General features: G+C 58.9%; 19 protein-coding genes. 11 read left to right on the forward strand and 8 right to left on the reverse strand.

Going from position 1 to position 23,234, the window contains the following annotated elements:
• Positions 1 to 8 precede the first annotated feature (8 nt).
• The 6 genes from bluB to cobT all read left to right on the forward strand — a co-directional run bounded on the left by bluB (position 9) and on the right by cobT (position 6,173).
• Positions 9 to 722: a 5,6-dimethylbenzimidazole synthase gene (gene bluB, locus H9646_RS00585; RefSeq protein ID WP_191721391.1), complete on the forward strand. Its 714-nt coding sequence runs from the start codon at positions 9 to 11 to the stop codon at positions 720 to 722.
• Positions 719 to 1,786, forward strand: coding sequence for an adenosylcobinamide-phosphate synthase CbiB (cbiB, locus tag H9646_RS00590; RefSeq protein WP_191721392.1), 1,068 nt, complete (start codon positions 719 to 721; stop codon positions 1,784 to 1,786). The genes bluB and cbiB overlap by 4 nt, the downstream gene beginning before the upstream one ends.
• Positions 1,779 to 2,801 carry an aminotransferase class I/II-fold pyridoxal phosphate-dependent enzyme gene (locus H9646_RS00595; RefSeq protein WP_191721393.1) on the forward strand — a complete coding sequence of 341 codons (1,023 nt, stop codon included), beginning with the start codon at positions 1,779 to 1,781 and terminating at the stop codon, positions 2,799 to 2,801. Before cbiB ends, H9646_RS00595 begins: the two co-directional genes overlap by 8 nt.
• The gene (locus H9646_RS00600) at positions 2,798 to 4,285 is read left to right on the forward strand and encodes a cobyric acid synthase (protein WP_225213906.1); all 1,488 of its coding nucleotides are present in this window, start codon (positions 2,798 to 2,800) and stop codon (positions 4,283 to 4,285) included. The genes H9646_RS00595 and H9646_RS00600 overlap by 4 nt, the downstream gene beginning before the upstream one ends.
• 131 nt (positions 4,286 to 4,416) lie before the next feature.
• Positions 4,417 to 4,947, forward strand: coding sequence for a hypothetical protein (locus H9646_RS00605; RefSeq protein WP_191721394.1), 531 nt, complete (start codon positions 4,417 to 4,419; stop codon positions 4,945 to 4,947).
• Between the two features lie 146 nt (positions 4,948 to 5,093).
• A complete protein-coding gene (cobT, locus tag H9646_RS00610; protein ID WP_191721395.1) occupies positions 5,094 to 6,173 on the forward strand; it encodes a nicotinate-nucleotide--dimethylbenzimidazole phosphoribosyltransferase in 1,080 nt (359 codons plus the stop codon).
• Between the two features lie 53 nt (positions 6,174 to 6,226).
• Here the strand turns inward: cobT and H9646_RS00615 are convergent, their stop codons facing one another.
• From H9646_RS00615 to H9646_RS00625, 3 genes are all read right to left on the reverse strand, one after another.
• Entirely contained in the window at positions 6,227 to 7,534 is a 1,308-nt protein-coding gene (locus tag H9646_RS00615; protein WP_191721396.1) for an NAD(P)/FAD-dependent oxidoreductase, read from the reverse strand.
• A 287-nt stretch (positions 7,535 to 7,821) separates the two neighbouring features.
• Positions 7,822 to 9,249: a sensor histidine kinase gene (locus H9646_RS00620; RefSeq protein WP_191721397.1), complete on the reverse strand. Its 1,428-nt coding sequence runs from the start codon at positions 9,247 to 9,249 to the stop codon at positions 7,822 to 7,824.
• Positions 9,246 to 9,941 (reverse strand): response regulator transcription factor, encoded by a 696-nt coding sequence (locus tag H9646_RS00625; RefSeq protein WP_191721398.1) that lies wholly within the window; start codon positions 9,939 to 9,941, stop codon positions 9,246 to 9,248. Before H9646_RS00625 ends, H9646_RS00620 begins: the two co-directional genes overlap by 4 nt.
• 180 nt (positions 9,942 to 10,121) lie before the next feature.
• Here H9646_RS00625 and H9646_RS00630 point away from each other — a divergent pair, with 180 nt between their 5' ends.
• The 3 genes from H9646_RS00630 (at position 10,122) to H9646_RS00640 (ending at position 13,271) form a co-directional block, all read left to right on the forward strand.
• Entirely contained in the window at positions 10,122 to 11,087 is a 966-nt protein-coding gene (locus H9646_RS00630; protein WP_191721399.1) for a Bug family tripartite tricarboxylate transporter substrate binding protein, read from the forward strand.
• Positions 11,088 to 11,196: 109 nt separating this feature from the next.
• On the forward strand, positions 11,197 to 11,751 hold the full coding sequence (locus H9646_RS00635; protein WP_191721400.1) for a tripartite tricarboxylate transporter TctB family protein: 555 nt from the start codon (positions 11,197 to 11,199) through the stop codon (positions 11,749 to 11,751).
• Positions 11,751 to 13,271, forward strand: coding sequence for a tripartite tricarboxylate transporter permease (locus tag H9646_RS00640; RefSeq protein ID WP_191721401.1), 1,521 nt, complete (start codon positions 11,751 to 11,753; stop codon positions 13,269 to 13,271). Before H9646_RS00635 ends, H9646_RS00640 begins: the two co-directional genes overlap by 1 nt.
• A gap of 177 nt (positions 13,272 to 13,448) precedes the next feature.
• On the opposite strand, the gene nth is transcribed toward H9646_RS00640, so the two are convergent.
• The 3 genes from nth to H9646_RS00655 all read right to left on the reverse strand — a co-directional run bounded on the left by nth (position 13,449) and on the right by H9646_RS00655 (position 17,415).
• Positions 13,449 to 14,099, reverse strand: a complete 651-nt coding sequence (gene nth / locus H9646_RS00645; protein ID WP_191721402.1) for an endonuclease III — start codon at positions 14,097 to 14,099, stop codon at positions 13,449 to 13,451.
• 318 nt (positions 14,100 to 14,417) lie between these two features.
• Complete coding sequence (locus H9646_RS00650) at positions 14,418 to 16,118, reverse strand: ShlB/FhaC/HecB family hemolysin secretion/activation protein (protein ID WP_191721403.1); 1,701 nt, start codon at positions 16,116 to 16,118, stop codon at positions 14,418 to 14,420.
• Between the two features lie 64 nt (positions 16,119 to 16,182).
• Positions 16,183 to 17,415, reverse strand: coding sequence for a collagen-like triple helix repeat-containing protein (locus tag H9646_RS00655; RefSeq protein WP_191721404.1), 1,233 nt, complete (start codon positions 17,413 to 17,415; stop codon positions 16,183 to 16,185).
• 301 nt (positions 17,416 to 17,716) lie between these two features.
• Between H9646_RS00655 and H9646_RS00660 the strand changes: the two genes are divergently transcribed.
• Positions 17,717 to 18,913, forward strand: coding sequence for an aminotransferase-like domain-containing protein (locus tag H9646_RS00660; RefSeq protein WP_191721405.1), 1,197 nt, complete (start codon positions 17,717 to 17,719; stop codon positions 18,911 to 18,913).
• Complete coding sequence (locus H9646_RS00665) at positions 18,910 to 19,137, forward strand: SlyX family protein (RefSeq protein ID WP_191721406.1); 228 nt, start codon at positions 18,910 to 18,912, stop codon at positions 19,135 to 19,137. The genes H9646_RS00660 and H9646_RS00665 overlap by 4 nt, the downstream gene beginning before the upstream one ends.
• Before the next feature lie 270 nt (positions 19,138 to 19,407).
• Here H9646_RS00665 and H9646_RS00670 read toward each other — a convergent pair whose 3' ends face one another.
• Both H9646_RS00670 and map read right to left on the reverse strand, forming a co-directional pair.
• Positions 19,408 to 21,999: a [protein-PII] uridylyltransferase gene (locus H9646_RS00670; RefSeq protein ID WP_191721407.1), complete on the reverse strand. Its 2,592-nt coding sequence runs from the start codon at positions 21,997 to 21,999 to the stop codon at positions 19,408 to 19,410.
• Between the two features lie 174 nt (positions 22,000 to 22,173).
• Positions 22,174 to 22,989, reverse strand: coding sequence for a type I methionyl aminopeptidase (gene map / locus H9646_RS00675; protein WP_191721408.1), 816 nt, complete (start codon positions 22,987 to 22,989; stop codon positions 22,174 to 22,176).
• Positions 22,990 to 23,234: the final 245 nt, after the last annotated feature.

Genomic DNA, 23,234 nt, shown 5'->3' on the forward strand with positions numbered 1-23,234 from the left:
ATCAGGGCATGAGCGAAACACACGATCTGGGGCACTACCAAACCATTGCAGCCACGCCTTTTTCACAGCAAGAGCGTGCTGCGGTGTACCGCGCCATCCATGAGCGGCGTGATATGCGTCACTTTGTGCCGGGCGCAGTCAGCGATGAGGTATTGCTGCGCCTGCTGCGAGCAGCGCACCATGCGCCCAGTGTTGGGTTCATGCAGCCATGGCGCTTCATCCGCGTGCGCGATTGCAGCATGCGTGAAGGCATTCATGCCCTGGTGGAGCAAGAGCGCGTGCTCACGGCCCAGGCGCTGGGCGTGCGCCAGGAAGACTTCATGCAGCTGAAGGTGCAAGGCGTGCTGGATGCCGCCGAGGTGCTGATCGTCGCCTTGCCGCCGGGCCGCGAAGCCCATGTGTTTGGCCGCCGCACCATGCCCGAGATGGATGTGGCCTCTGCAGCCTGCGCCATCCAGAACATGTGGTTGGCGGCGCGGGCTGAAGGGCTGGGCATGGGCTGGGTGTCGATTTACGACCCGCAAGCGCTGGCGCAACTGCTTGAAATGCCCCAGGGCAGCTACCCGCTGGCGGTGCTGTGTCTGGGGCCTGTGCAGGCCTACTACGCCGAGCCCATGCTGCAGCAAGAAAAATGGGCGCTGCGTGCGCCCCTGCAGGACATGCTGTTTGAGGAGCGCTGGGGTCAGTCACCAGCTCCGGATCAGACGGTGGGCCCGGCATGACGGAGATTCACCTGACGGCGGTTTTGGCTGTCGCTTTAAGCCCGCTGGCCTGGGTGTACCAATGGTGGGACGCAGACAGTGCTGGGCAGGCCTTTTGGGCACAGCAAATCATGGCAGGCACTTTGGCCGTGCTGGTGGCCTTGCTGCTGGATCGCATGTGGGGCGAACCCCCCGTGTGGCTGCACCCGGTGGTGTTGATGGGAAAATTGCTAGGGGCTTTGGGTAAATGGATAGCGCCTAGCGTATATAAACCAAGGGATTTCAAGTCTTTTGTATTGGGAATGATTGCCTGGTGTGCGTTGGCAGCTCTCTTTTTTGTGGTTTATGCATTATGCCAATGGCTGTTGCCACCCTCGCAATGGTGGTGGCAGGGGCTGGTGCTGGGCGTGCTGCTCAAACCGCTGCTGTCGTGGCGCATGCTCAAAGAAGAGGTGCTGGCGGTAGAGGCTGCGCTGCAGCAATCCCTGCCTGCTGGGCGCGAGCGGCTGTCGTGGCTGGTCAGTCGCGATACCTCACAGCTGGATGCAGGCACGGTGCGGGAAAGTGCGATAGAGACGCTGGCGGAGAATTTGAGCGACTCCGTCATCGCGCCGCTGTTCTGGTTTGCATTGCTGGGCCTGCCCGGGGCAGCCGTCTACCGTCTGGCCAACACCGCCGATGCCATGTGGGGCTACCCCGGCTGGCGCGGGCAGGGCGCACAACGCCGTTATTGGCAGTGGGCTGGCAAGTGGGCAGCGCGGGCCGATGATGTGCTCAACTGGCTCCCTGCACGGCTGACCGCATTGCTGATAGCTTCCATGGCACGCGGCCTGCCGTGCAAGGCATTGCGCCAGGATGCACGCGTCACGCCGTCGCCCAACGGTGGCTGGCCCATGGGCGCCATGGCGCTGGCTTTGGGCGTGCGCCTGGGCAAGCCCGGCGTGTATGTGCTGAATGCACAAGGCGATGTGCCCGGTGCTGCACATGTTGCGCAGGCTGTGCGCTTGGCAGCAGGTGTGGTCACCATGGTTGCGCTGCTCAGCACTGCGCTGCTGGTGGCTGCGTGCGTGGTGGCCTATGTCTAAGGGCTGGGTGCACGGCGGCACAGACGCTCTGGGCGTGCCAGCCCATGATTTTTCAACCAACCGCAACGCCTGTGGCCCTTGCCCGCAGGCTGTAGCCGCTTTGCAAGCGGCGCATTGCGCGCAATACCCTGACCCCAGCTATACCGAGCTGCGCCAGCAACTGGCGCGCTTTCATGGGGTGGATATGCAGCGCATTGTGGTGGCTGGCAGTGCCAGTGAATTTATTCACCGCATCACCATGCATGCCGTGCGCCAGGGCGCACAGTACGTGAGCTTGCCGCCGCACCACTACGGCGACTATCCCCAGGCCGCGCAGGTCTGGGGCTTGCCGGTGGTGGACCGTGCCAGCCATGCTGCAGGCCCTGGTCTGCATTGGGCCTGCGCTCCATCCAGTCCTTTGGGGCTGAATGAAAACCTCGACATGCATTGGACAGATACCGCGCCGGCTGCTGCCTGGCGTGTGCTGGACTGCGCCTACGCACCGCTGCGCCTGGTGGCCGGGCCACGATTGCCGTTTTTAGACAGCGTGTGGCAGATGTGGACGCCCAATAAAGCCCTGGGCATGACCGGAGTGCGCGCAGCCTATGCGATTGCCCCGGTGCATGCCGACGCACATGAGCTGGCAGCACTTCGGCAGTTGGCCGCGTCCTGGGTGGTTGGTGCCCACGGTGTGGCCATGCTGCAAGCGTGGATCACACCAGCTGTGCAGCAATGGCTGCAAGCCAGTTTGGAGCAGTTGCGGCACTGGAAAGCACAGCAACTGCAGCTGTGTGCAGACTTGGACTGGACGGTATTGCCCGGCCATCAGGCCAATTACTTTGTCGCACGCTGGTCAGCCAGGCTGCATGCCCGCATGCCAGAGCATTTGGCCGCCTTGCGCGGACAGGGCATCAAATTGCGCGATGCCACCAGCTTTGGTTTGTCCGGTTGCGTGCGCATGGGGGTCTTGCCGCCTGCATCACAGCAGGCCTTGGCACTGGCATGGACGCAACTTCAAGAGAGGGAAATGGCATGAGCCAACGGATGCAAGCAGGCGTGAATTTGCCGCTGCCGCAAGCAGGGCAGGCCACCGCTTTGTGTGTGATGGTGCTGGGTACCAGCAGCAACGCCGGAAAAAGCTGGGTCACGACCGCGCTGTGCGCTTGGTACCGGGCACAGGGCTACAAGGTAGCGCCGTTCAAAGCGCAGAACATGAGTAACAACGCCCGCGTAGTGGCCACGCCAGATGGGCAATGGGGTGAAATTGGTACGGCTCAGTATTTGCAAGCCTTGGCCGCAGGCCGTGTGCCTGATGTGCGCATGAACCCTTTGCTGCTCAAGCCCGAGGCTGACACCCGCAGCCAGGTGGTACTGATGGGGCAGGCCAATGCACAACTTTCCAGCATGCCGTGGCGCGAACGCAGCCGTCATGTATGGCCAGATATTGCCGCAGCGCTGGACAGCTTGCGTGCTGAAAACGAGGTGGTGGTCATCGAAGGCGCAGGTTCACCGGCAGAGATCAACCTGCACAGCAGCGACGTGGTGAACATGCGCGTGGCCAAGCATTGCCACGCCCATTGTTTGCTGGTGGCAGACATTGACCGTGGGGGCGCTTTTGCACACCTGTATGGTACGTGGGCCTTGCTGCCGGCCGATGAGCAGGCATTGATCCAAGGCTTTGTGCTCAATAAGTTCCGCGGAGACGCCAGTTTGCTCGCCCCTGCACCGCAGATGCTGCAAGACAGGACAGGGGTGCCCACGGTGGCGACGATCCCCATGCAGTTTGACCACGGGCTGCCTGAAGAGGATGGCGTGTTTGACGCCCGCAGCACAGGGCGTGGCCACATTCACACCACCATTGCCATCGTGGCGTATCCACGCATGAGCAACCACGATGAGTTTCAGCCCTTGCTCAGCGTGCCCGGCGTACGTGTGATCTGGGTGCGCAGCCCGGCAGATATGGCAGAGGCAGACTGGGTGATTTTGCCGGGCTCTAAAGCGACTGCCTCAGATCTGGAATGGATGCGCAGCCAAGGGCTGGATGCGGCAGTGGCTGCCCATGCGCAGGCCGGTAAACGCATTCTGGGAATTTGCGGGGGCCTGCAAATGCTGGGTGAAGCGTTGATTGATTTGCACGGCGTGGACGGCAATGCGGCGGGGCTGGGCTTGCTCCCGCTAGTGACCCTGTTTGAGGCGCAGAAAACAGTGCGCCGCGTCACCGTGCAGCTACCTGCTTTGCGAGGGGTGTGGGCTGCGCTGCACGGGGTGGAACTGGATGTTTACGAAATTCACCACGGCCAGACCCAGCTGCGCGCTGATATGGAGGCTGGTCACTCGCAACGCGCAGATGAACCTGTGCCAGGGTTGGTCTGGCAAAGCGCCCAAGGTCATATCTGGGGTACGTATTGGCATGGCATGTTTGAGAACGCCGCGTTTGTGCAGGCTCTATGGGGAACGCAAACACCATCTCTGGATGATGTCTTTGAACGGATGGCGCACGGTGTTGAACAGTGGTTTTGAATCAAAATGTGAGCGTGTGCTCTGGGTGTAGGCCTGAGACTGCAACTGTTGGCGTGCTGTGCCGATAGGCGGTGCCCCGCATGGAAAGGATGCTTGATGCATTGACTTTGCCATTCAAGGAGTACACATCAATGAAGCTGCAATGGACCTCTTCTTTGCGCATGGGCACATGTGCTATCGCCTTCATGGGCGTTATCGCCGCGCAAGCACAGACACAGCCAGCACCAGCAATGCCTGGTCAGCCCCCCGCTGCCGCAGAAATGCACAAGCCCCAGCCCAAGCGGATGCCTAAGCAAGAAGGGCATCACAAAGCCGAGAAAAAGAAACATGCAACGCCGCAGCAGCATGAAGCAGCAGCCGTTGCGGCTGAACAGCGTCGCGGCATGGGGCCGGCAAATGCGCCCGGGGCACAGATGAGTGACCTTGAACGCAATGCTCTGCGTCGCTGTGAGATCTTTAAAACCAATGATGACCGCATGGCCTGTGTGGAACGGGTGCGCCAGCCACAGATTTCGGGCAGTGTGGAAGGCGGCGGCGTGATTCGCGAATACACACAGACGATTCAGGTGCCTGCTGCACCGCCAGCACAGTACAACGCGCCACCCATGGCACCCCAGTCGCCCCATATGGTGCATCCACAAGTTGAGCCCATGCGTAAATAAAGATGGAGCAGAGATGAAAAGACCCGGCGTTGCCGGGTCTTTTTTTATGGAACGTCTGGACGCACAGCCCGTGCCAGTAGCACTGAACGCGGCATACTAGCTACAAGGCGCTGTGGCGCTGTCTTTGTTTGCTGTGAGGTTTGCCAATGTCTACCGTGATCCCCGAGGTCGTTTCCATCCACGATGCCAGCTTTGCTGCCCATGTGCAGTCTTTGCTCGATCACAAGACAAAGCCTGTCGGCTCGCTGGGCATGCTGGAGCAGCTGGCGCACCGCATCGCCTGTATCTTGGGGTCAGAGGCTCCGCAGCTTCAGGAGCCGCAGATCGTGGTGTTTGCTGCAGACCATGGTCTGGCGGCGCGTGGCATCTCGGCTTACCCGGTGGATGTCACTTGGCAAATGGTGGAGAACTTCATGGCCGGAGGCGCTGCGGTGAGCGTGCTGGCGCGCCAGCATGGCATTGCCTTGAATGTGGTCGACTGTGGTGTAGCACGCGATTTTGCGGTGCGCGAGCAAGACCCGCATGACAAGCTGCCCAAGCCCGGTCAACCGCGTTTGTGGCGCCGCAAAGTGGCCTATGGCACACAAGACTGCAGCCAAGGCCCGGCCATGACCGAACAAGAGTGCGCGCTGGCCATTCGCAATGGCGTGGAGCTGGTCAAAAAGTTGCCCGGCAACGCCCTGCTTCTGGGGGAAATGGGCATTGGCAATACATCGACTGCATCGCTGTTGCTGGCCAAATTGTGTGGCACTTCTGTGGCAGAGGTGACGGGCATGGGCACCGGCTTGGATGCCGACGGTATTCAGCGCAAGGTGGCTGTTTTGCAGCAGGTGCTGGCTTTCCATCAAGACATCACCGACCCTTTGCAAATACTGGCTGCCATGGGGGGGCTGGAAGTGGCCACCATGGTGGGGGCAATCCTGCAGGCTGCCGTTGAACGCCGTGTGATTGTGGTGGATGGTTTCATCACCACAGCGGCAGTGCTGGTGGCCAGCCGATTGCAGCCCGCCGTGCTGGAGCGCTGCGTGTACGCCCACCGCTCGGGTGAGAGGGGCCACACTTTAATGCTGCTGGAGCTAAGGGCACAGCCTTTGCTGGATTGGCATTTGCGCCTTGGCGAGGGCTCGGGAGCGGCCACCGCCTGGCCTTTGCTGCCTGCTGCGTGCGCCATCTTGCGTGAGATGGCCAGCTTTGCCTCTGCTGGTGTCGCCACCAAAAGTGACTGACCTGCGCTGAGCGCCATGCACAGCGGCGTGCCCTGTGGCACGCCGTTGTTGTTTCAGTCCAGCCGGATGGTGGGTCGCAGGCGGGAGTTCATCAAATCGACCAGCCACAGCAAGCCGCCGCGCCAGAATCCGTACAGGCGCGCCTGGTGCGAGCGATACAGCCAGATATGGCTGAGCATGGCCAAGCGACCACGGATGACACCACCATTGAACAGGCCAAACTTGCCCAGTGAGCCGTAAGCGTCATAGTTAGACAGCGAGACCAAGGCCCCAAAGTCACGGTAGGCAAAGCCTTTGCCCGTATACGGGTGGGGGCTGGACAGAACCTTGGGCAGCAGCTCAATCAGATACCGCGCTTGCTGGTGGGCCACCTGCGCCGTAGGCGGGAGCGGGTGTGTTTCACCCGGAAGGGTGTAGCTGGCGCAATCGCCTACGGCGTAAATGTGGGGGTCCGCTGTTTGCAGGTCGTCGTTGACGATCAACTGGTTGCCACGGTTGGTGGGCAGGCCCAGTGTGGACAGAAAATCGGGAGCTTTCACGCCGGCAGCCCATACGCTCAGCCCGGCGGGCACCAGCTCCTCACCATCCAGCACCAGACTGTCTGCACGGGCGGCCTGTACGCGGCGGTTGACCAGCACTTTCACGCCCAGCGTTTCCAGGCGTTTTTGGGTGGCCACAGAAATTTCTTCAGGGAAGCTGGGCAGAATGCGTGCGCCTGCTTCGATCAGGACGATCTGGAACTTGGCCGCTTTGCCAAGTGCGCCATAGGCTTCGGCACTTTCAGACAGTTGAACCAGCTCTGCGGCCAATTCCACGCCAGTAGCTCCGGCTCCCACGATGGCCACCTGCAAGGTTTCACCGCCAGTCATGCCGCGCAGCATGCGCAGGCGGATTTCACTGTTGAAGTCATCGGCTTTGCGGCGCGAATCAATCATGAAGCAGTGCTCGAGTACGCCGGGTGTACCAAAGTCGTTGGCACCACTGCCCACTGCAATGATCAATTTGTCGTAGCTGATACGGCGTGCGGGGACGACCTGGCGCCCGTCCATCGACACGATGGGGTCCAGAATAATTTCCTTGCTCTCGCGGTCCAAGGCCGACATGGCCCCTGGCTGATAGGCAAAGTTGGCATCTGCTGCCTGAGCAAGGTAGGTGGTTTGCTGCTGGGCCAGATCGCGCGTGCCAGCTGCAATGGTGTGCAACATGGGCTTCCAGACATGGGCAGAGTCAGCGTCGACCAATGTGACAGAGGCGATGTGCGGATCACCTAGCTTGCCGAGCGCGGAGGCAATTTCCACGCCTGCTACGCCACCGCCTACCACCAGCACCCGTGCTGCTTTCACCTGTTCTTGAGCGCCCATTCCAGATTCCTTGCCTGTTATGTCAAATGTATTGGCTTGTGCATGGCGTGTATCCACGCCAGCAGCCAGCGATTGTGATTCCTTTTTTGATAGCTATCAGTGCTTGTATTTACTGGTTTTGATTGAGATTTATGTCTTACATGAGACTGCTACGCAATGCATAGCTACAACATAAACACCCATGGGCCCATGCATTTGGACTTGGCACTGCAAGCTGCAATGCACGGCTTTTGACCATGCAGTGTTTCAGGGTATTGCGGTCCTGTGTGTGAGGGAATACGCCAGATTCAAGTCGTACCAGCGATGGGAAGCGTGGTCATCGCCACCAATCCTTCGACAGCGCCCGCCTGCTCGCGGTTGCGCAGCTCCAGGCTGCCACCCAGCGCTTGTACGATCTCCAGGCAAATAGCCAGTCCCAGGCCAGAACCGTTGCGGCTATCGCCGGCGGAAAACGGTTGATACAGGCGTTGAATGAGTTCTTCAGACAGCCCCGGGCCTTGGTCGATGATGTGCAGACATGCTTGCCGGTTGTGGTTGGTCAAGCGCAGCGCCACCCATAAAGCGCTGCCGCTGGGCGCATGGCGGATGGCGTTGTGCAAAAGATTGCGCACCAGTTCGCGCAGCATCCATTCGTGGGCATGTACCCAGACCGGGGCATCAGCTTGCAGCTCAAAGTCGAGCATTTTCTCGGCGATCAATGGCGCCAGGTCCAGAGAAACCTCGCGCACGATGGCATCCCATGCCGTGGCTGGTGCTTCTTGCTGGCGCAATTGCTCTACTTTGGCCAGCGATAGCATCTGGTTGGCCAGATTGGTAGCTCTGTCGACTGTGGCCTCGATTTCCTTGAGTGCTTCGTCGGCGGGCAAGTCACCTCTGCGTGCGGACTGTACCTGCACTTTGAGCACCGCCAGCGGTGTGCGCAACTGGTGGGAGGCATCGCGAACAAAGCGTTTTTGGTGCGTGAGCAGCAGTCGCAAGCGCTCCATGACGCGGTTCATGCCGTCAATCAGAGGCTGCAGCTCACGCGGCACGGACTCTATGTACACCGGCCGTAAATCATTCGATTGACGCTGTCCTATGGCATTGCCCACTTCGCGTACAGGCCGTGTCACGCGTTGCACCACCACCAAGACGGTGCCCACGATCAGCAGCAAGAGCACGCCGTGTTGCCAGATGGTTTCTTTGAGCAGTCGCCATGCGGGGTTGCGGCGCAACTGCAAGGTTTCGGCCACTTGAATGACGGCCATTCCCCGCCCTGTGGCGCTGGCCACGGGCTGCAGCAGCACGGCGATGCGCACTGGCTGATCGCGGAAGGTGCTGTCGTAAAAATCAACCAATGCAGCAAAAGGCGGCTGCGCTGGAATCTTGCCACTCCATGTGGGCAAATCATTAAAGCCAGAGATCAGACTGCCATCGAGATTGGAGACGCGGTAGTACATGCGCGTCTGCGTGTCTGCCTCGAAAGCCTCCAAGGCCGAGTAGGGCACCGTCGCTTGAATGTGGGCCTGGTCATCGTAACCGTCCACGGTCAGCTGCTCACTGATGGTTTTGGCCGAGGCCAGCAAGCTGCGGTCATACGCGGTATGCAGCACTTCCAGGGAGGATTGATAGTCCCACCAGATATTGAGCGCAATGCATGCGGTGACCGGTAACAAAATGCCGGTGAGCAGCTGTCTGCGCAGAGACCACGAACGCGTGGCGTGTGGCGTGTTCATGGCGTCTGGCCGGGCTGAGACAGTTTGAGCAGGTAGCCCAGGCCGCGCAGGGTCACCAAATCAATGCCCGTTCCAGTGAGTTTTTTACGCAATCTGTACACCACCACTTCAATGGCCTCGTACTTCACATCTATTTCTCCGGGAAAGACCAGTTCGTACAGCCTTTCTTTGGCCAGTGCCTGGCCGGGGCGCACCAGCAATGCCTGCATCAACGCACGTTCCCGTGGTGTGAACTCCAGAGGTGCTCCCAGATGATAGATCGCACCGCTGGAGCGATCGAGGCGCAGGGTGCCAAAAACGGTTTCATGTGCAGAGGGGCTGGACATGTGGCTGGGTGAGCGGCGTACCAAGGCGCGAAGACGAGCCTCCAGCTCATCGAGATCAAAAGGTTTGGCCAGATAGTCGTCAGCTCCCGCATTGAGGCCCAGCACCCGGTCGCCCACTGTGCCGCGTGCGGTCAGGATCAAGACTGGGGTGATTGAGTTCTGGGCACGCATGCTTTCCAGCACTTGCAGGCCGTCTCGTCCGGGCAGGCTCAGATCCAGCACCACAGCATCGGGCTGCAGGCTTTGCCAAAGGGCGCCAGCGTGAAGCCCATCTGCGCACAGACTGACCTGCATGCCTCTGCGTGTCAGGGCGCGCTCTAAACTGGCGCGCATCGCGGCGTCGTCTTCAACCAAAAGAATATGCATGGCCGGCACGTTAGCACTGTGCGCAGTGCGCAGCGCTTGTGCGGTGAACTTTCCTCGGGTTTTCCCCGTCATTGCAGGACAGCCTTTTGACAGGCGTGGCGCGCATCATGCATGCAAGCAGTGCGGGCCTGGGCTGGTGCTGCCCATCCTGACATCTCATTTATAAACAGGAGACAAGAAATGCGACGCGATACCTTTTTGAAGAGCATAGCCGCCATGGCCGCAGCCGGTTTGCTGCCAGCGACCAGCTGGGCACAGCAAGCAGTGGCCATGAAGATGATGTTGCCAGCCAATCCTGGCGGTGGCTGGGACACAACAGGCCGTGCGCTGGGCAAAGCCTTGCAAGATGCGGGCGTGGCTTCATCAGTCACTTATGACAACAAGGGCGGTGCTGCTGGGGCGATTGGCCTGGCGCAGTTTGTCAACGGCAGCAAGAACGATCCCAACGCCTTGATGGTGATGGGCGCGGTCATGCTGGGCGGCATCATCACTGGCAAGCCCCCTGTCACGCTCAAGCAGGTGACACCATTGGCGCGTATCACCAGCGAATACAACGTGTTTGTGCTGCCCACCAATTCGCCTTTCAAGAACATGGCCGAGGTAGTGGCGCAGCTCAAGAAAGACCCCGGCAGCGTGAAGTGGGGCGGTGGTTCACGTGGATCGACCGAGCACATTGCTGCAGCCATGATTGCCAAGGCCGTGGGTGTGGACCCTGCCAAGATCAACTATGTGGCTTTCCGTGGGGGTGGAGAGGCCATCTCCGCCATCTTGGGCGGCAACGTCACCGTGGGCGGCAGTGGCCTGAGCGAGTTTGCCGAATACATTGCCACCGGCAAGATGAAGCCCATTGGCGTGACCTCTGGCCAGCGCTTGCCAAGCATCGATGTGCCTACGCTCAAAGAGCAGGGCATTGACGTGGAAATCGGCAACTGGCGCGGCGTCTATGGTGCCCCAGGCATCAGCAAGGCACAGCGCGATGAGTTGGTGGCCAAGCTGGAAAAAGCCACCAAGAGTGCAGCATGGCAGGAAGCCCTCAAGAAAAATGACTGGACACCCGCATGGCTGGCCGGCGATGCGTTTGCAAGCTTTGTTGACAAGGAGTTTGACAGCTTGCACGACACCATGACCCGCTCCGGCATGGTTTGATGTTGGAAGCTTCTCGCTGCGCAGTCCGCAGTGAGAAGCTTTTTTTGATAGCTATCAACGCTTGTTCATCAGGCGTTTCAGCCTATTTTGATTCATAAAGGAGCTCTGCATGACTGAGAGCTTGCAACAGGCACAACCCCCTGAAGCTGTGCCAAGCACGATTCCACCCGCCCGCTGGCAAGCCGCCGTGGGTGTTGGCGTGGTAGGGGTAGCGATTGGCATGGGCGTGGGTGCCAACATGATTCCGGGCAATGCTGGCTATGGCGGAGTGGGGCCCAGCTTCTTGCCGTGGCTGTGCGCAGTCGTTTTGGCGGTGTGTGGCCTGTGGCTGATCTGGGAAGCCATGACGGGCGGCTATCGCAAGGCCGGTGAAGCGGGCGGCAGCGACCGCGCGGACATTGGTCCCTTTGTCTGGGTCTCTGCGGGCTTGCTGCTCAATGCAGGCTTGATTGAGCACATCGGCTTTATCGTGAGCTGCACGCTGTGTTTTACCTTGGCGGTGCAAGGGCTGCGTCGTGCGCAGGGACAGGCAAACACCTTGAGTGGAAAAGCTTTGGCCAAGGATGCAGTGATTGGCTTGCTCATCTCCGCCCCCGTGTTCTGGGCCTTCACACAATTTCTGGCCATTAATTTGCCAGGACTGACGCAGACAGGGTGGCTGTAATGGAACTCTTTGACGCATTAATGCAAGGCTTCGCCACTGCGGTGACGCCGATTAATTTGCTCTGGGCGCTGCTTGGCTGCGCTTTGGGAACTGCCGTTGGTGTCTTGCCAGGCATTGGCCCGGCGGTGGCCGTTGCCATGCTGCTGCCCATTACGGCCAAGGTGGAAATCACCGCCTCCATGATTTTCTTTTCTGGCATCTACTACGGTGCCATGTACGGAGGCTCTACCACCTCCATCTTGTTGAATACGCCAGGTGAAACCGCCAGCATGGTGACCGCCATGGAAGGCAACAAGATGGCCAAGAATGGCCGCGCCGGCGCAGCGCTGGCGACCGCGGCCATTGGCTCGTTTGTGGCGGGCACGGTAGCTACGGTGATCGTGACGCTGTTTGCACCGGCAGTGGCTGATTTTGCCGTGCGCCTGGGGCCGCCCGAGTACTTCATGCTGATGGTGCTGGCGTTCACTACAGTGAGCGCCGTCTTGGGGCAAAGCAGCTTGCGCGGTATGACGGCATTGTTTCTGGGGCTGGCGCTGGGTTGCGTGGGGATGGACCAGATCTCTGGCGCTGCCCGCTATACCGGGGGCAAGATGGAGTTGATGGATGGCATCGACATCGTGCTGGTGGCCGTTGGCTTGTTTGCGGTGGCCGAGGTGCTGTACGCTGCGCTGTACGAAGGCAAGGTGGTTGCCTCGCAGAACAAAGTGACACGCGTGCACATGTCGCGCCGAGACTGGAAACGCTCGGTCCCAGCCTGGATACGCGGCACAGTGATTGGTACACCGTTTGGTTGCATTCCCGCAGGTGGCACTGAAATACCGACATTTTTGAGCTATGCCACCGAGAAAAAGCTGGCCAAAGGCGAAGACAAAGCAGAGTTTGGAACCAAGGGTGCGATTGAAGGTGTTGCAGGCCCAGAGGCGGCGAACAACGCGACGGTGACTGCTGCCTTGATTCCGCTGCTGACCTTGGGGATCCCCACCAGCAATACCACGGCGGTGCTGCTGGGCGCATTCCAAAATTACGGCATCAACCCCGGGCCTCAGCTGTTTACCAGTGCAGGCGCTTTGGTGTGGGCGTTGATTGCATCGCTGTACATCGGCAACCTGATGCTGCTGGTGCTCAATTTGCCCATGGTGGGCATCTGGGTGAAGTTGCTGAAGATTCCGCGTCCTCAGCTGTACGCGGGCATCTTGATTTTTGCCACCGTGGGAGCCTACGGTATGCGTCAGAGCACATTTGACCTGTTCTTGCTTTACGGCATCGGTCTGCTGGGTGTACTGATGCGTCGATTTGACTTTCCTACCGCTCCCGTGGTGGTTGGCATGATTCTGGGCCCCTTGGCAGAGGCGCAAATGCGCAATGCGGTGGCAATTGGAGAAGGCAGCTTTGCCATCTTCTTGCAGCGCCCCATGTCGCTGACGCTGGTCATTATTGTGTTGCTGGTGCTGGTTGTACCGCGTGTGCTGCAGCATTGGGCCACAAAGCGGGCGGCCAATAATGTGCCGCTTGCCACGTAGCACGTACTAGAGCAATGCTTTGTCAAAAAACAGCCCTGCAAGACAGGGCTGTTTTTTTATGCAGATCCGCTCTGCTTGGGTTGTCTGCGGGCAATGGGCATGCAGCCCATCGTGATCAGCCAGTCGTAGGCAGTCATCAATTATGTTGATGAAGCCTTGGGCGACATTCGTGGGCATTTATTTGCTGGACTTTGGCGCTTCACTTTTGGGCTGAAAGTCGCAGTATGGGGTGACCAGACATTCCCAGCATCTTGGCTTGCGCGCTTGGCAGACATAGCGGCCCAGCAAAATCAGCCAATGGTGGGAGTCCACGGCGAACTCAGCGGGGACACGTTTGAGCAGCTGTTTTTCAACCTCTAAGGGCGTCTTTCCCGGTGCTAAACCTGTGCGGTTGCTTACGCGAAAAATGTGCGTGTCCACCGCCATGGTGGGCTGGCCAAAAGCAACATTGAGCACGACGTTGGCCGTTTTGCGGCCTACACCAGGCAAAGCTTCCAGCTCTTGGCGCGTATGGGGCACCTTGCTGTCATGGCGTTGCACCAAAATACGGCAGGTTTCCATCAAGTGCTTGGCTTTGCTGCGGTACAGGCCAATGGTCTTGATGTAGCTCTCCAGACCTTCGATGCCCAAATCCAAAATGGCCTGCGGCGTGTTGGCGACGGGGAAAAGTTTTCGCGTCGCTTTGTTAACACCAACATCAGTGGCCTGAGCAGACAGCAACACAGCCGTCAGGAGCTCAAAGTCCGAGGTGTATTCCAGTTCAGTTTTGGGGTGCGGGTTCGCTTCGCGCAAGGTGGCGAAAAATGGCGCAATGTCAGTTTTTTTCATGGTCAGCAAAAGGGTGCAGCTGCATTCTCTACGAAGACACGCGCTTGCAAACTGCGGCGTCAGGCTGCGGTGACAACGGCCAGGGCTTTGCAGGCCGGGCTCAGGCGTAGACAGCGTTTCCCTTTGCCTCAAGCTCGCGCACCGCGGGCACCACATTCGCACGCTTTTACCTCCTGCGCCAGCTCTGCCGTGTGGGCGTTTAGGCTGCTTTCACCTTGATGGCCGTAGCGTTTGCTTGCGATACGGCGCATGCTGCCTGCGGTTTCGTTTCGATTTTGAACCGCAGGCCCTGGGTGGGCGGGGTGGTGCTGCCTGCTCTCAGAGGTCTAGCTGGTAGGTCAGGCTCAGGCTGTAGCGCACCTTTTGCTCTGGGTTGTAGGGGCTTTTATCTCCCTGTGGCTTGGAGACTGCAAGGTCCAGCGCGTAGTAGCGGTTGTCACCCAGCCGGATGCCGAAACTGCTGGAGCGCAGTTTTTGACCCATGAAATCGGATGCATGAAACCATGTCTTGGCGTGCTCGTACATCAGGTAAGGCTCCCAGTGCTTGAGCCACTTGCCATCTTTGATGGGAAAGTGCCGGTTGATTTCCAAGCTGACACCCAGCCCCTGGTCACCAGCAGCCTCTCCTGCGCGATAGCCTCGGCCATAGCGCGCTCCACCAAAAGCAACGCGCTCGGAAATCGGCAGACTGTGCGGCGTGTACTGTCCTCCCACACCCATGGCCAGGCCCATTTGGTTGAGAAAGCGCCACCGGACGGCATAGTCCATGGACAAGCGTGAAAAGTCGAACTTGGCGGGATTGATGCTGTTGACGAGGTTGGCGTTGTTGAGGTTTTTCCAGCCTGCGCCCCAGATGTTCAAGCCCTGCGTAAAACTTGCACTCAGGTTCTGCTGCGACTGGGGTGACGTTTTTTGCCAGATCAAATGGGCTTGCAACGCGCGTACTTTTTCACGGCTATTGAGCTCTATGCCTAAATCAGGAAAGTTGTACGTCTTTTGATAATTCAGGCCAAAAAAGCCCGCACCGATCACTGTGCTGCCGGTGCTGGAAAGCTGCAAGGGGTGCATGACCACTAACTCCGCTTTGCGCTGCGTGGTGACGTCCTGCAAGGTATTGCCCAAGAAGTTGTCATGCCCTTTGAAATCTGAAATGCTCGCCTGCAGCGTTGTGCCCTGGGCGTTGAGCCACTGGTTCATGCTCAACGAGATAAAGCGCTCATCTTTGGGATCATCGATCAGGCTGGATAGCTGCCACTGAGAGCCTGCCCAGAGTGGGTCGTTGAGGGTCAGGTTGGCAACGGCCTTGGGATCGCCCTGGCGCAAGTCAGCCCCCACAGTAAAGACGATGGGGTCTTGCTTGACATTGAGCAAAAGAGGGGTGGCGCCATCCGTGGTGGTTGGCATCGCCGCCTGAGCACCGACCTGAAGGCTGAGCATGCGCGCCATGAGCAGCGTCTGTTTGGTGAACACCTCGCCTTCTAGGGGCCTGCTTTCCAGCAGGGGCTGCGTCAGCTGGGCCAGCAAGGCCCCCGATTTTCCCGTATCGCCTGTCACTTCTACACGTGAAATGTGCCCTTCCACCGCAATTACTTTGACGATGCCCTGGTCAAAACTTTGCTCGGGCAAGTAAAAGAAAGACAGAGGAAAGCCCGCCTTGTGATACAGCGCAGTGGCTTGCGTAGCGGCGGCGGCCAATTGCTCAATGCTCGCTTGCTGGCCCGACAGCGGCTGGAACAATGCGGCAACATCGTCGAAAGCAATGGTTTTGACCCCAGAGATATCAATCCGGTTGACCTGCAATGTGGTGCTGAGAGTTAAGCGGGTTTGCAGCTGCTTGCTTAGCTGGAGGGCAGATGGGGTGTCTATTTCTGCGCTGATGTCGCTGCTGGGGCGTGGCGATGATGGCTGCGGAACGTTGACGAGTGGGCCTCCTGTCGGAGCTTGTCCAAAAACAAAAGTGGCTGTGCAAATGCTGCACAGCCAAACCAAAAGCCGGGGGTCTGTTCTTTTTATGGGCATAAGCTTCCTGCTGGTTACAAGGGGTGAGCCATTGGCTCACCCCCTCATGACTGCGGTTGGTTGGTTAGCGCTTGGGGAGCAGGCCGCCAAGCAGTGACGTCAATGGCGAGAGCAGCCCTCCTGTGGTGCTCGTAATATTTGAGCCGCTCGCAGCACTTACGGCTGTACTGGTATTCCCGCCTATCAGGACGCCACCCGACAAGAGGCCACCGGACAAAAGTCCGCCAGAAAGCAGGCCACCCGTTGCGCCGCCAGAGGTACCCCCACCTGCCAATGCGCCGCTGAGCAGACCACCCGAGAGCAGGCCGCCCGTTGCGCCGCCAGAGGTGCCCCCACCTGCCAATGCGCCGCTGAGCAGACCACCCGACAGTGCCCCGCCTCCCAAGAGGCCACCGGGTGTGCTGGTGCCTGATGTTGCTACCCCGCCCAGTGCACTGACAGCGTTGCCGACCTGTCCAACCAGATGACCAACCGGGGAGATGACCGGCACCTGTGTGCTTTGCACGGTTTTGCCGGTGGTTGTCACAACGCCACCGACCAAGGTGAGCAGGTTGTTAATCGGCTGTCCAAGGCCCGTGGTATCGCCCACCTGCTGCACAACCCCCAGCGTTGTACCTAGCACAGGCGTGACGACGCCATTGACCGTGGTGGTCAAACCAGAGACTGGGGCACTGGTCACGATGTCACCCGTCTTGTATCCCACGGAGCTGACAACCTGACCCACTTTGTCAACCAGGCCGCCTGTAACTTGCAGCACAGGTTTGACAGGGCCAAGGTTGGTGCCCAGTGCCTGCACGAGGTCGCCCGCGCTGGAGACTGCCTCGCCCGTGTTCACGATCAGCCCCTCGCTACTGGCCAAAGTGGTACCGATTGGGTCTGATGTTGAGCCAATTTTCCCAAGGCCTGTCTCCAGTCCCAGTGCCAAAGAATCGACTCCCTCACCCACGTTGGTCAAAATTCCCTGCGTCGGGGCAGCAGCACTGGCCAATGGCGTTTTGCTGATGACACCGCCCAGCGTGCCGCCTAAATCCTCGGCAATGGCCGGAATCGCGCGAGAGCCTTCGGCGGTTTCCTGGATCACTTCCTGAATGGGGGTGAATGGCGTTTTTGTCGTCGTGATCGGGGTGCCGCCGCCACCGCCGCCGCCGCCACCGCCGCCAGAAGAACCTCCGGCACTCGATTTCACAGAACCGCTGGAGCCGCAGGCACTGAGCGCCAAGACCGCGGTGGAAACCGCTACTATCTGAGCGGTGCGCGAGAAAAAATCTCTTGCAAAAGGTGTTGCGCTGGAAAGCATGATGGGCTCCATGTTGTAAAACAAAGTAAGCACATGCTCTCAATGCTGTAAATAGTGTGCCAATTAATATTCTTATGGCAATAAATAGATGTGGATAGATTTATTTAAACAAATTGATAATGCTTGTCTTTTATATTTTGTTTATTGATAGATTTATTAAAATTAATAAAAAACGATTATCCCTCCTCACGGATTTTTGGGAAAGATTAACTAATAAAGCAAAATCAACGTGTCGGGCAATGTTGATTTCGCAAGCAGGATTTGATAAGGCATTGAATTTTTAAATGAAAGGAAATTCTTAATGCAATTTGCTAAACGTCTGGATAACGTAGAAACATCCGCCATACGTGAATTATTTAAACTGCTGGGTAAGCCGGGAATTATTAGTTTTGCAGGCGGATTTCCCGACAGTGCCATGTTTGACGTTGCGGGTATTCAGGAGGCTGCGAATAAAGCGCTGACAGAAAACCCGGGCATGGCTTTGCAATATGGTGCAACAGAAGGTTTTGGCCCTTTGCGTGAGCAACTGGCGGCTTTCATGGCAACCAAAGGCGCCAAAGATGTATATGCCGACAACCTGATGGTCACCACGGGCAGCCAGCAGGCGCTGGACCTGCTGGGCAAGTGCATGATCAGCCCGGGCGATAAAGTGATTGTGGAAGGGCCAACCTTTCTGGCCACCATTCAGTGCTTTCGCCTGTATGGCGCTGAAGTCATCAGTGCGCCGGTCGATGCCAACGGCGTCATCGTGGAAGAGCTGGAAAAGCTGATTGCCGAGCACAAGCCCACGCTGGTGTACCTGATCCCCACTTTTGGCAACCCCAGCGGTGCCACGCTGAGCCTGGAGCGGCGCAAGCGCGTGCTGGAGCTGGCCGTGCAATACAAGACGCTGGTGGTGGAAGACGACCCCTATGGTGATCTGTACTTTGATGCGCCACCGCCGGCCAGCCTGCTGGCTTTGTCGAGCGAGGTACTGGGCAGTCGTGAATGGCTGGCGCACTGTGGCTCGCTGTCCAAAGTGCTCAGCCCCGGCTTGCGCATTGGCTGGCTGATTGCACCTGCCCAGTTACTGAGCAAGGCGGTCATGTGCAAGCAGTTCAGCGATGCGCATACCAGCACCTTCGCCCAGGCCACGGCTGCGCAATATCTGCTGGCGGGCCACATGCCCGCCACGCTGGCCAAGATGCGCAAGGTGTATGCCTCGCGTGCGCAAGCCATGATGGATGCACTGCGCGCTGCGCTGGGCGATGCGGTGGAATTTACCGTGCCCCAAGGGGGGCTGTTCCTGTGGGTGCGCCTGACAGGCAAGGGCGGTCAACTGGCCGATGCCAGTGTGCTGGCCAAGAAGGCGATTGAAGCTGGTGTGGCGTTTGTGCCCGGCGCGCCGTTCTTTAGCCAGAACCCCGATATGTCCACTCTGCGCCTGTCATTTGCAACGGCGGACGAAGACAAGATCCGTGACGGCGTGGCGCGTCTGGCCAAGGCACTGGCAGCATGAACGATCCCATGTCGATAGAAACGCTGGAAGCGCGCGTGATGGATCTGGAGGTTAAAGCCAGTTACACCGACGACTTGCTGGAGCAACTGAACATGACGATTTACCGTCAACAGCAGCAAATTGATGCGCTGATCAATGAAGTGCGACAGCTGCGCCAGCAAGTACCCGAGGGTGGGCACGGCGGGCCAGGCAATTTGCGCGATGAACTGCCCCCGCATTACTGAAGCTGCAGTTATCTAAAAAAATAGCGCCTTTCGCTGGTGTTTTAAGGGTTTCAGATAGTTTTATATCTGAAGTGCTTATAAAACCAGCGATGGGTGCTCTTTTTTTATAAAAATCAACTTGGTGCAGCGAGATGTTGCCTGACGCTACAGCACTGCGGTGCAGTCAAAACGCATTGAGCGGCGTCTTTGCTGCAAACGTCAAGGCGAACGCAAAGGCAAATGCAAATGCAGGCCCGGGCCGTGGTCGTTCTGCAGGCTCTGGGGCTGCGCTCACTCTTCCAGCATTTGCACCAGCTGCGTTTCAATCTGCAGCTGCTTGGCGTTGTTGTTCAGGCTGGCGCCTTGCACCAGGAAGCTGTCTTCCACCCGCTCGCCCAGGGTGGTGACTTTGGCCAGCTGCACGCTCAAGCCGTGTGCACCCAGAATGCGTGCAACGGAGTACAGCAGACCAGCACGGTCGCTGGCGGAGATGTTGAGCAGCCAGCTTTGTGCCTTTTCATCGGGCGTGAGCGTCACGCGCGGCACCATTGGAAAGCTGCGCACGCGGCGCGACAGACGGCGTTTGATGGGTTCGGGCAGCGGCGCTTTGCTTTGGATGGCCTGGGGCAGGCCGCTTTCAATCAGCGTGGTCAGCTCGCGGTAATGCATGTGCAATTGCTCAGAGGCGATCTGGAACGTATCCAGCGCATAGCCGTTGCGAGCGGTGTGAATGCGGGCGTCCACCACGGTCAGTCCGGCGTTGTCAAAGTAGCCGCAGATGCGCGCAAACAAATCGGCCTGATCGGGGGCATAGACCAGTACCTGCACCCCTTCGCCGGCCAGAGACTGGCGTGCGCGCACGATGGGCACGGGGCTGCCCACGTGGCGCGACAGCTGGCGCGCATGCCAGGCAATGTCAGACGGTTCGTGGCGCATGAAGTAGCTGACGTTGAGCGTGTCCCACAGCGCTTTTTGTGACTCGTAGGGCTGGGCAGACAGGGCCAGCTGCACCAGTGCATCGCGCTTGCGTGCCTCTACCAGTGATTGCGCGTCAGGTGCGCGGCCACCCAGAACGTGCATGGTGTTGTGAAACAGGTCTTCCAGCAGTTTGCCCTTCCAGGCATTCCAGACCTTGGGGCTGGTGCCGCGAATGTCGGCCACTGTCAGCAGGTACAGGGCGGTCAGCTGGCGCTCATTGCCCACACGCTGGGCAAAGGCGGCAATGACGTTGGGGTCAGACGTATCTTGCTTTTGTGCAACAGTGCTCATCTGCAGGTGTTCGCGCACCAGAAATTCCACCAGCTCGGCGTCTTCGCTAGCCATGTCGTGCTGGCGCGCAAAGCGCTTGACTTCAATGGCGCCAATTTCTGAATGGTCGCCGCCACGGCCTTTGCCAATGTCATGAAACAGCGCCGCCAGATACAGCAGCCAGGGCTTGTCCCAGCCGCTGGCCAGCTGCGAGCACAGCGGGTATTCGTGGGCATGTTCGGCCATGAAAAAGCGGCGCATATTGCGCAGCACCATCAGCGTGTGCTGATCGACCGTGTAAACGTGGAACAGGTCGTGCTGCATCTGCCCGACGATGCGGCGAAACGACCACAGGTAGCGCCCCAGCACCGAGGTGGCATTCATGAGGCGAAAGGCGTGGGTCTGGCCGTGTGGCTCCTGCAGGATCTGCATGAAGGTGTCGCGGTTGACCGGGTCCTGGCGGAAGGTGTTGTCCATCAAGTCGCGAGCGCTGTACAGCGCTCGCAGCGTGCGTGCCGACAGATCGCGCAGGCCGGGGGATTTTTGGTACGTCAAAAAAGTGGCCAAAATGGCCTGCGGGTCTTTCTGGTACAGGTCGTCGCTGGCAACTTCGATCAGGCCGTCTTTGTCAAAAAACCGGTCGTCGATGCGCTTGAGGGCGACGTTGTCGGGATACAGGTGCTCTTGAATGTTCAGCAGCAAAATTTGCTGCAGCTGCATGACGGCCTTGGCGGCCCAGTAGTAGCGGCGCATCAGCACTTCGCTGGCGCGCACGGGCATGGTCTCGCCCGCCGGGGTGTGACTTTGAATGCCAAAAGACTCGGCAACGGCCGTTTGCAGGTCAAAGATCAGCCGGTCTTCATGGCGCCCTGACAGCGCATGCAGCTTGGCGCGGATCAGGCTCAAGGTGGCCTCATTGCGCTCTAGCTGTGTGGCTTCAAACTCTGTGGCAATGCCAGAGGCGGCCAGTTCGCGCCAGCTGTTGCCCAGGCCTGCTGCCTGTGCCACCCACAAAATGGTGTGCAAATCGCGCAGACCACCGGGGGACTCTTTGCAGTTGGGTTCCAGCGAATACGGTGTCCCGTCGTGCTTGATATGGCGCTGCTGCAGCTCCAGCGTTTTGGCCGTGAAAAACGCCTTGGGGTTAAGGCTGGCGCGAAACTGCTGGCGAAAGTCTGCAAATAGGGCCGCATCGCCATCAATCAGGCGCGCCTCCAGCAGCGAGGTCTGTACGGTCACATCTTGCCGGGCCTCGGCCACGCATTCGCTGATGGTGCGCACGCTGGAGCCAATCTCCAGCCCCGCATCCCAGCACGCGCCAATAAAACGCTCCAGCGTTTCCCGGATGTGTGCATGTGCTTCAGTGGACTGACCGGGTAGCAACAGCAAGACATCCACATCTGAGGCCGGAAAAAGCTGCTCGCGCCCATAGCCGCCAACAGCCACCAGTGCCACCTCAGGGGGCAGGGTGCTGGCCTGGCGAATGGCCGATAAATGCGTGTCCGTCAGCTGTGACAGCTTTTGCAGCACTGCCCGAATGCCACGGGTGCTGGCGGCGGGGGTGCGCAGGCCATCGGTGATGGCGGCTTTGTCTTGGCGGTAAGCAGTACGCAGGGTACCGAGTTCGTTTTTCATGGCGCAATCAACCTGTCGGACATAACTGGGCAAAGAGCAAGCAAGAAATATGCGCACTGCAGTGGTGCATCTCATCAGCACCTCATCAACGCCTCTCAGTGTGCACTACATGTGGCCAAGAAAAAGGCAGTCTGCCTTGCGGTCAGACTGCCTGTGCAGCGATGGCACCAGGACTCAGGTGCGAATGCCCTGAACAAAATCGGGTGGCGTGGGAGAGCCTTCTGACCAGGTCAGCACGTCGTAGCCGGTTTTGGTGACTGCCAGCATCAGCTCCCACTGGGCCGACAGGCTGCGATCCTTGGTGATGATGGTCCAGCCGTCCTGGCCCAGCTCCTTGACATCGCGCTTGCCCAGGTTGAGCATGGGCTCAATGGTAAAGACCATGCCTTCCTCCAGTACCGGGCCGGTGCCGGGCTTGCCGTAGTGCAGTACCTGTGGCTCTTCATGGAACTTTTGGCCAATACCGTGGCCGCAGTATTCGCGCACTACCGACAGGTTGTGCTTTTCGGCATACGTCTGAATGGCGTGGCCAATGTCACCCAGCGTAGCGCCGGGCTTGACTTGCTGAATGCCCAGCCACATGGATTCAAACGTGAGTTTGGACAGGCGCTTGGCGGCAATCGACACTTCACCAATCAGGTACATGCGGCTGTTGTCGCCATACCAGCCGTCTTCAGTGATGACCGTCACATCCACATTCAGGATGTCGCCCTTTTTCAGAGGCTTGTCGTTGGGAATGCCGTGGCAGACCACGTGGTTCACCGAGGTGCACAGGTGGCCCGGGTAGGGGGGGTAGCCGGGCGGCTGATAGCCAATCGTGGCCGACTTGGTGCCTTGCTTTGCCATGCATTCGGCACCCAGACGGTCGATTTCAGCGGTGGTGATGCCGGGCTTGATATGGGGGGTGATGTAGTCCAGCACTTCCGAAGCCAAGCGACCTGCAACGCGCATGCGCTCGATTTCTTCGGGGGTTTTGATGGTAATGCTCATGGTGCCGATTATTCCACTGGCTGGAGTTGAGCGGTGACGCAGGGGGCACTTGTTGACATTGCTAGCAGGGTGTTGGGGATTGCGTGCAAGACATGGCTCTATTCCCCCTGCTCATATAGTTTTCCGTATATAGGCTATTCAGCCCGGTAAAATAAGCCCTCTCTCTCGATTCAGCGTCCACAACCCTTGCGGTTGCCCCAAGGGGGCTTGGGCGCTTTTCACCAGCCTTCACATAAACAGGCCGC

It is taken from the genome of Comamonas avium (assembly GCF_014836675.1).
Classification (GTDB): domain Bacteria; phylum Pseudomonadota; class Gammaproteobacteria; order Burkholderiales; family Burkholderiaceae_C; genus Comamonas; species Comamonas avium.

Excerpts from the sequence above, each read along its gene's own strand:
- bluB (WP_191721391.1), top strand. The coding sequence starts at position 9 with ATGAGCGAAACACACGATCTGGGGCACTACCAAACCATTGCAGCCACG.
- cbiB (WP_191721392.1), top strand. The coding sequence starts at position 719 with ATGACGGAGATTCACCTGACGGCGGTTTTGGCTGTCGCTTTAAGCCCG.
- H9646_RS00595 (WP_191721393.1), top strand. The coding sequence starts at position 1,779 with ATGTCTAAGGGCTGGGTGCACGGCGGCACAGACGCTCTGGGCGTGCCA.
- H9646_RS00600 (WP_225213906.1), top strand. The coding sequence starts at position 2,798 with ATGAGCCAACGGATGCAAGCAGGCGTGAATTTGCCGCTGCCGCAAGCA.
- H9646_RS00605 (WP_191721394.1), top strand. The coding sequence starts at position 4,417 with ATGAAGCTGCAATGGACCTCTTCTTTGCGCATGGGCACATGTGCTATC.
- cobT (WP_191721395.1), top strand. The coding sequence starts at position 5,094 with ATGTCTACCGTGATCCCCGAGGTCGTTTCCATCCACGATGCCAGCTTT.
- H9646_RS00615 (WP_191721396.1), bottom strand. The coding sequence starts at position 7,534 with ATGGGCGCTCAAGAACAGGTGAAAGCAGCACGGGTGCTGGTGGTAGGC.
- H9646_RS00620 (WP_191721397.1), bottom strand. The coding sequence starts at position 9,249 with ATGAACACGCCACACGCCACGCGTTCGTGGTCTCTGCGCAGACAGCTG.
- H9646_RS00625 (WP_191721398.1), bottom strand. The coding sequence starts at position 9,941 with ATGCATATTCTTTTGGTTGAAGACGACGCCGCGATGCGCGCCAGTTTA.
- H9646_RS00630 (WP_191721399.1), top strand. The coding sequence starts at position 10,122 with ATGCGACGCGATACCTTTTTGAAGAGCATAGCCGCCATGGCCGCAGCC.
- H9646_RS00635 (WP_191721400.1), top strand. The coding sequence starts at position 11,197 with ATGACTGAGAGCTTGCAACAGGCACAACCCCCTGAAGCTGTGCCAAGC.
- H9646_RS00640 (WP_191721401.1), top strand. The coding sequence starts at position 11,751 with ATGGAACTCTTTGACGCATTAATGCAAGGCTTCGCCACTGCGGTGACG.
- nth (WP_191721402.1), bottom strand. The coding sequence starts at position 14,099 with ATGAAAAAAACTGACATTGCGCCATTTTTCGCCACCTTGCGCGAAGCG.
- H9646_RS00650 (WP_191721403.1), bottom strand. The coding sequence starts at position 16,118 with ATGCCCATAAAAAGAACAGACCCCCGGCTTTTGGTTTGGCTGTGCAGC.
- H9646_RS00655 (WP_191721404.1), bottom strand. The coding sequence starts at position 17,415 with ATGCTTTCCAGCGCAACACCTTTTGCAAGAGATTTTTTCTCGCGCACC.
- H9646_RS00660 (WP_191721405.1), top strand. The coding sequence starts at position 17,717 with ATGCAATTTGCTAAACGTCTGGATAACGTAGAAACATCCGCCATACGT.
- H9646_RS00665 (WP_191721406.1), top strand. The coding sequence starts at position 18,910 with ATGAACGATCCCATGTCGATAGAAACGCTGGAAGCGCGCGTGATGGAT.
- H9646_RS00670 (WP_191721407.1), bottom strand. The coding sequence starts at position 21,999 with ATGAAAAACGAACTCGGTACCCTGCGTACTGCTTACCGCCAAGACAAA.
- map (WP_191721408.1), bottom strand. The coding sequence starts at position 22,989 with ATGAGCATTACCATCAAAACCCCCGAAGAAATCGAGCGCATGCGCGTT.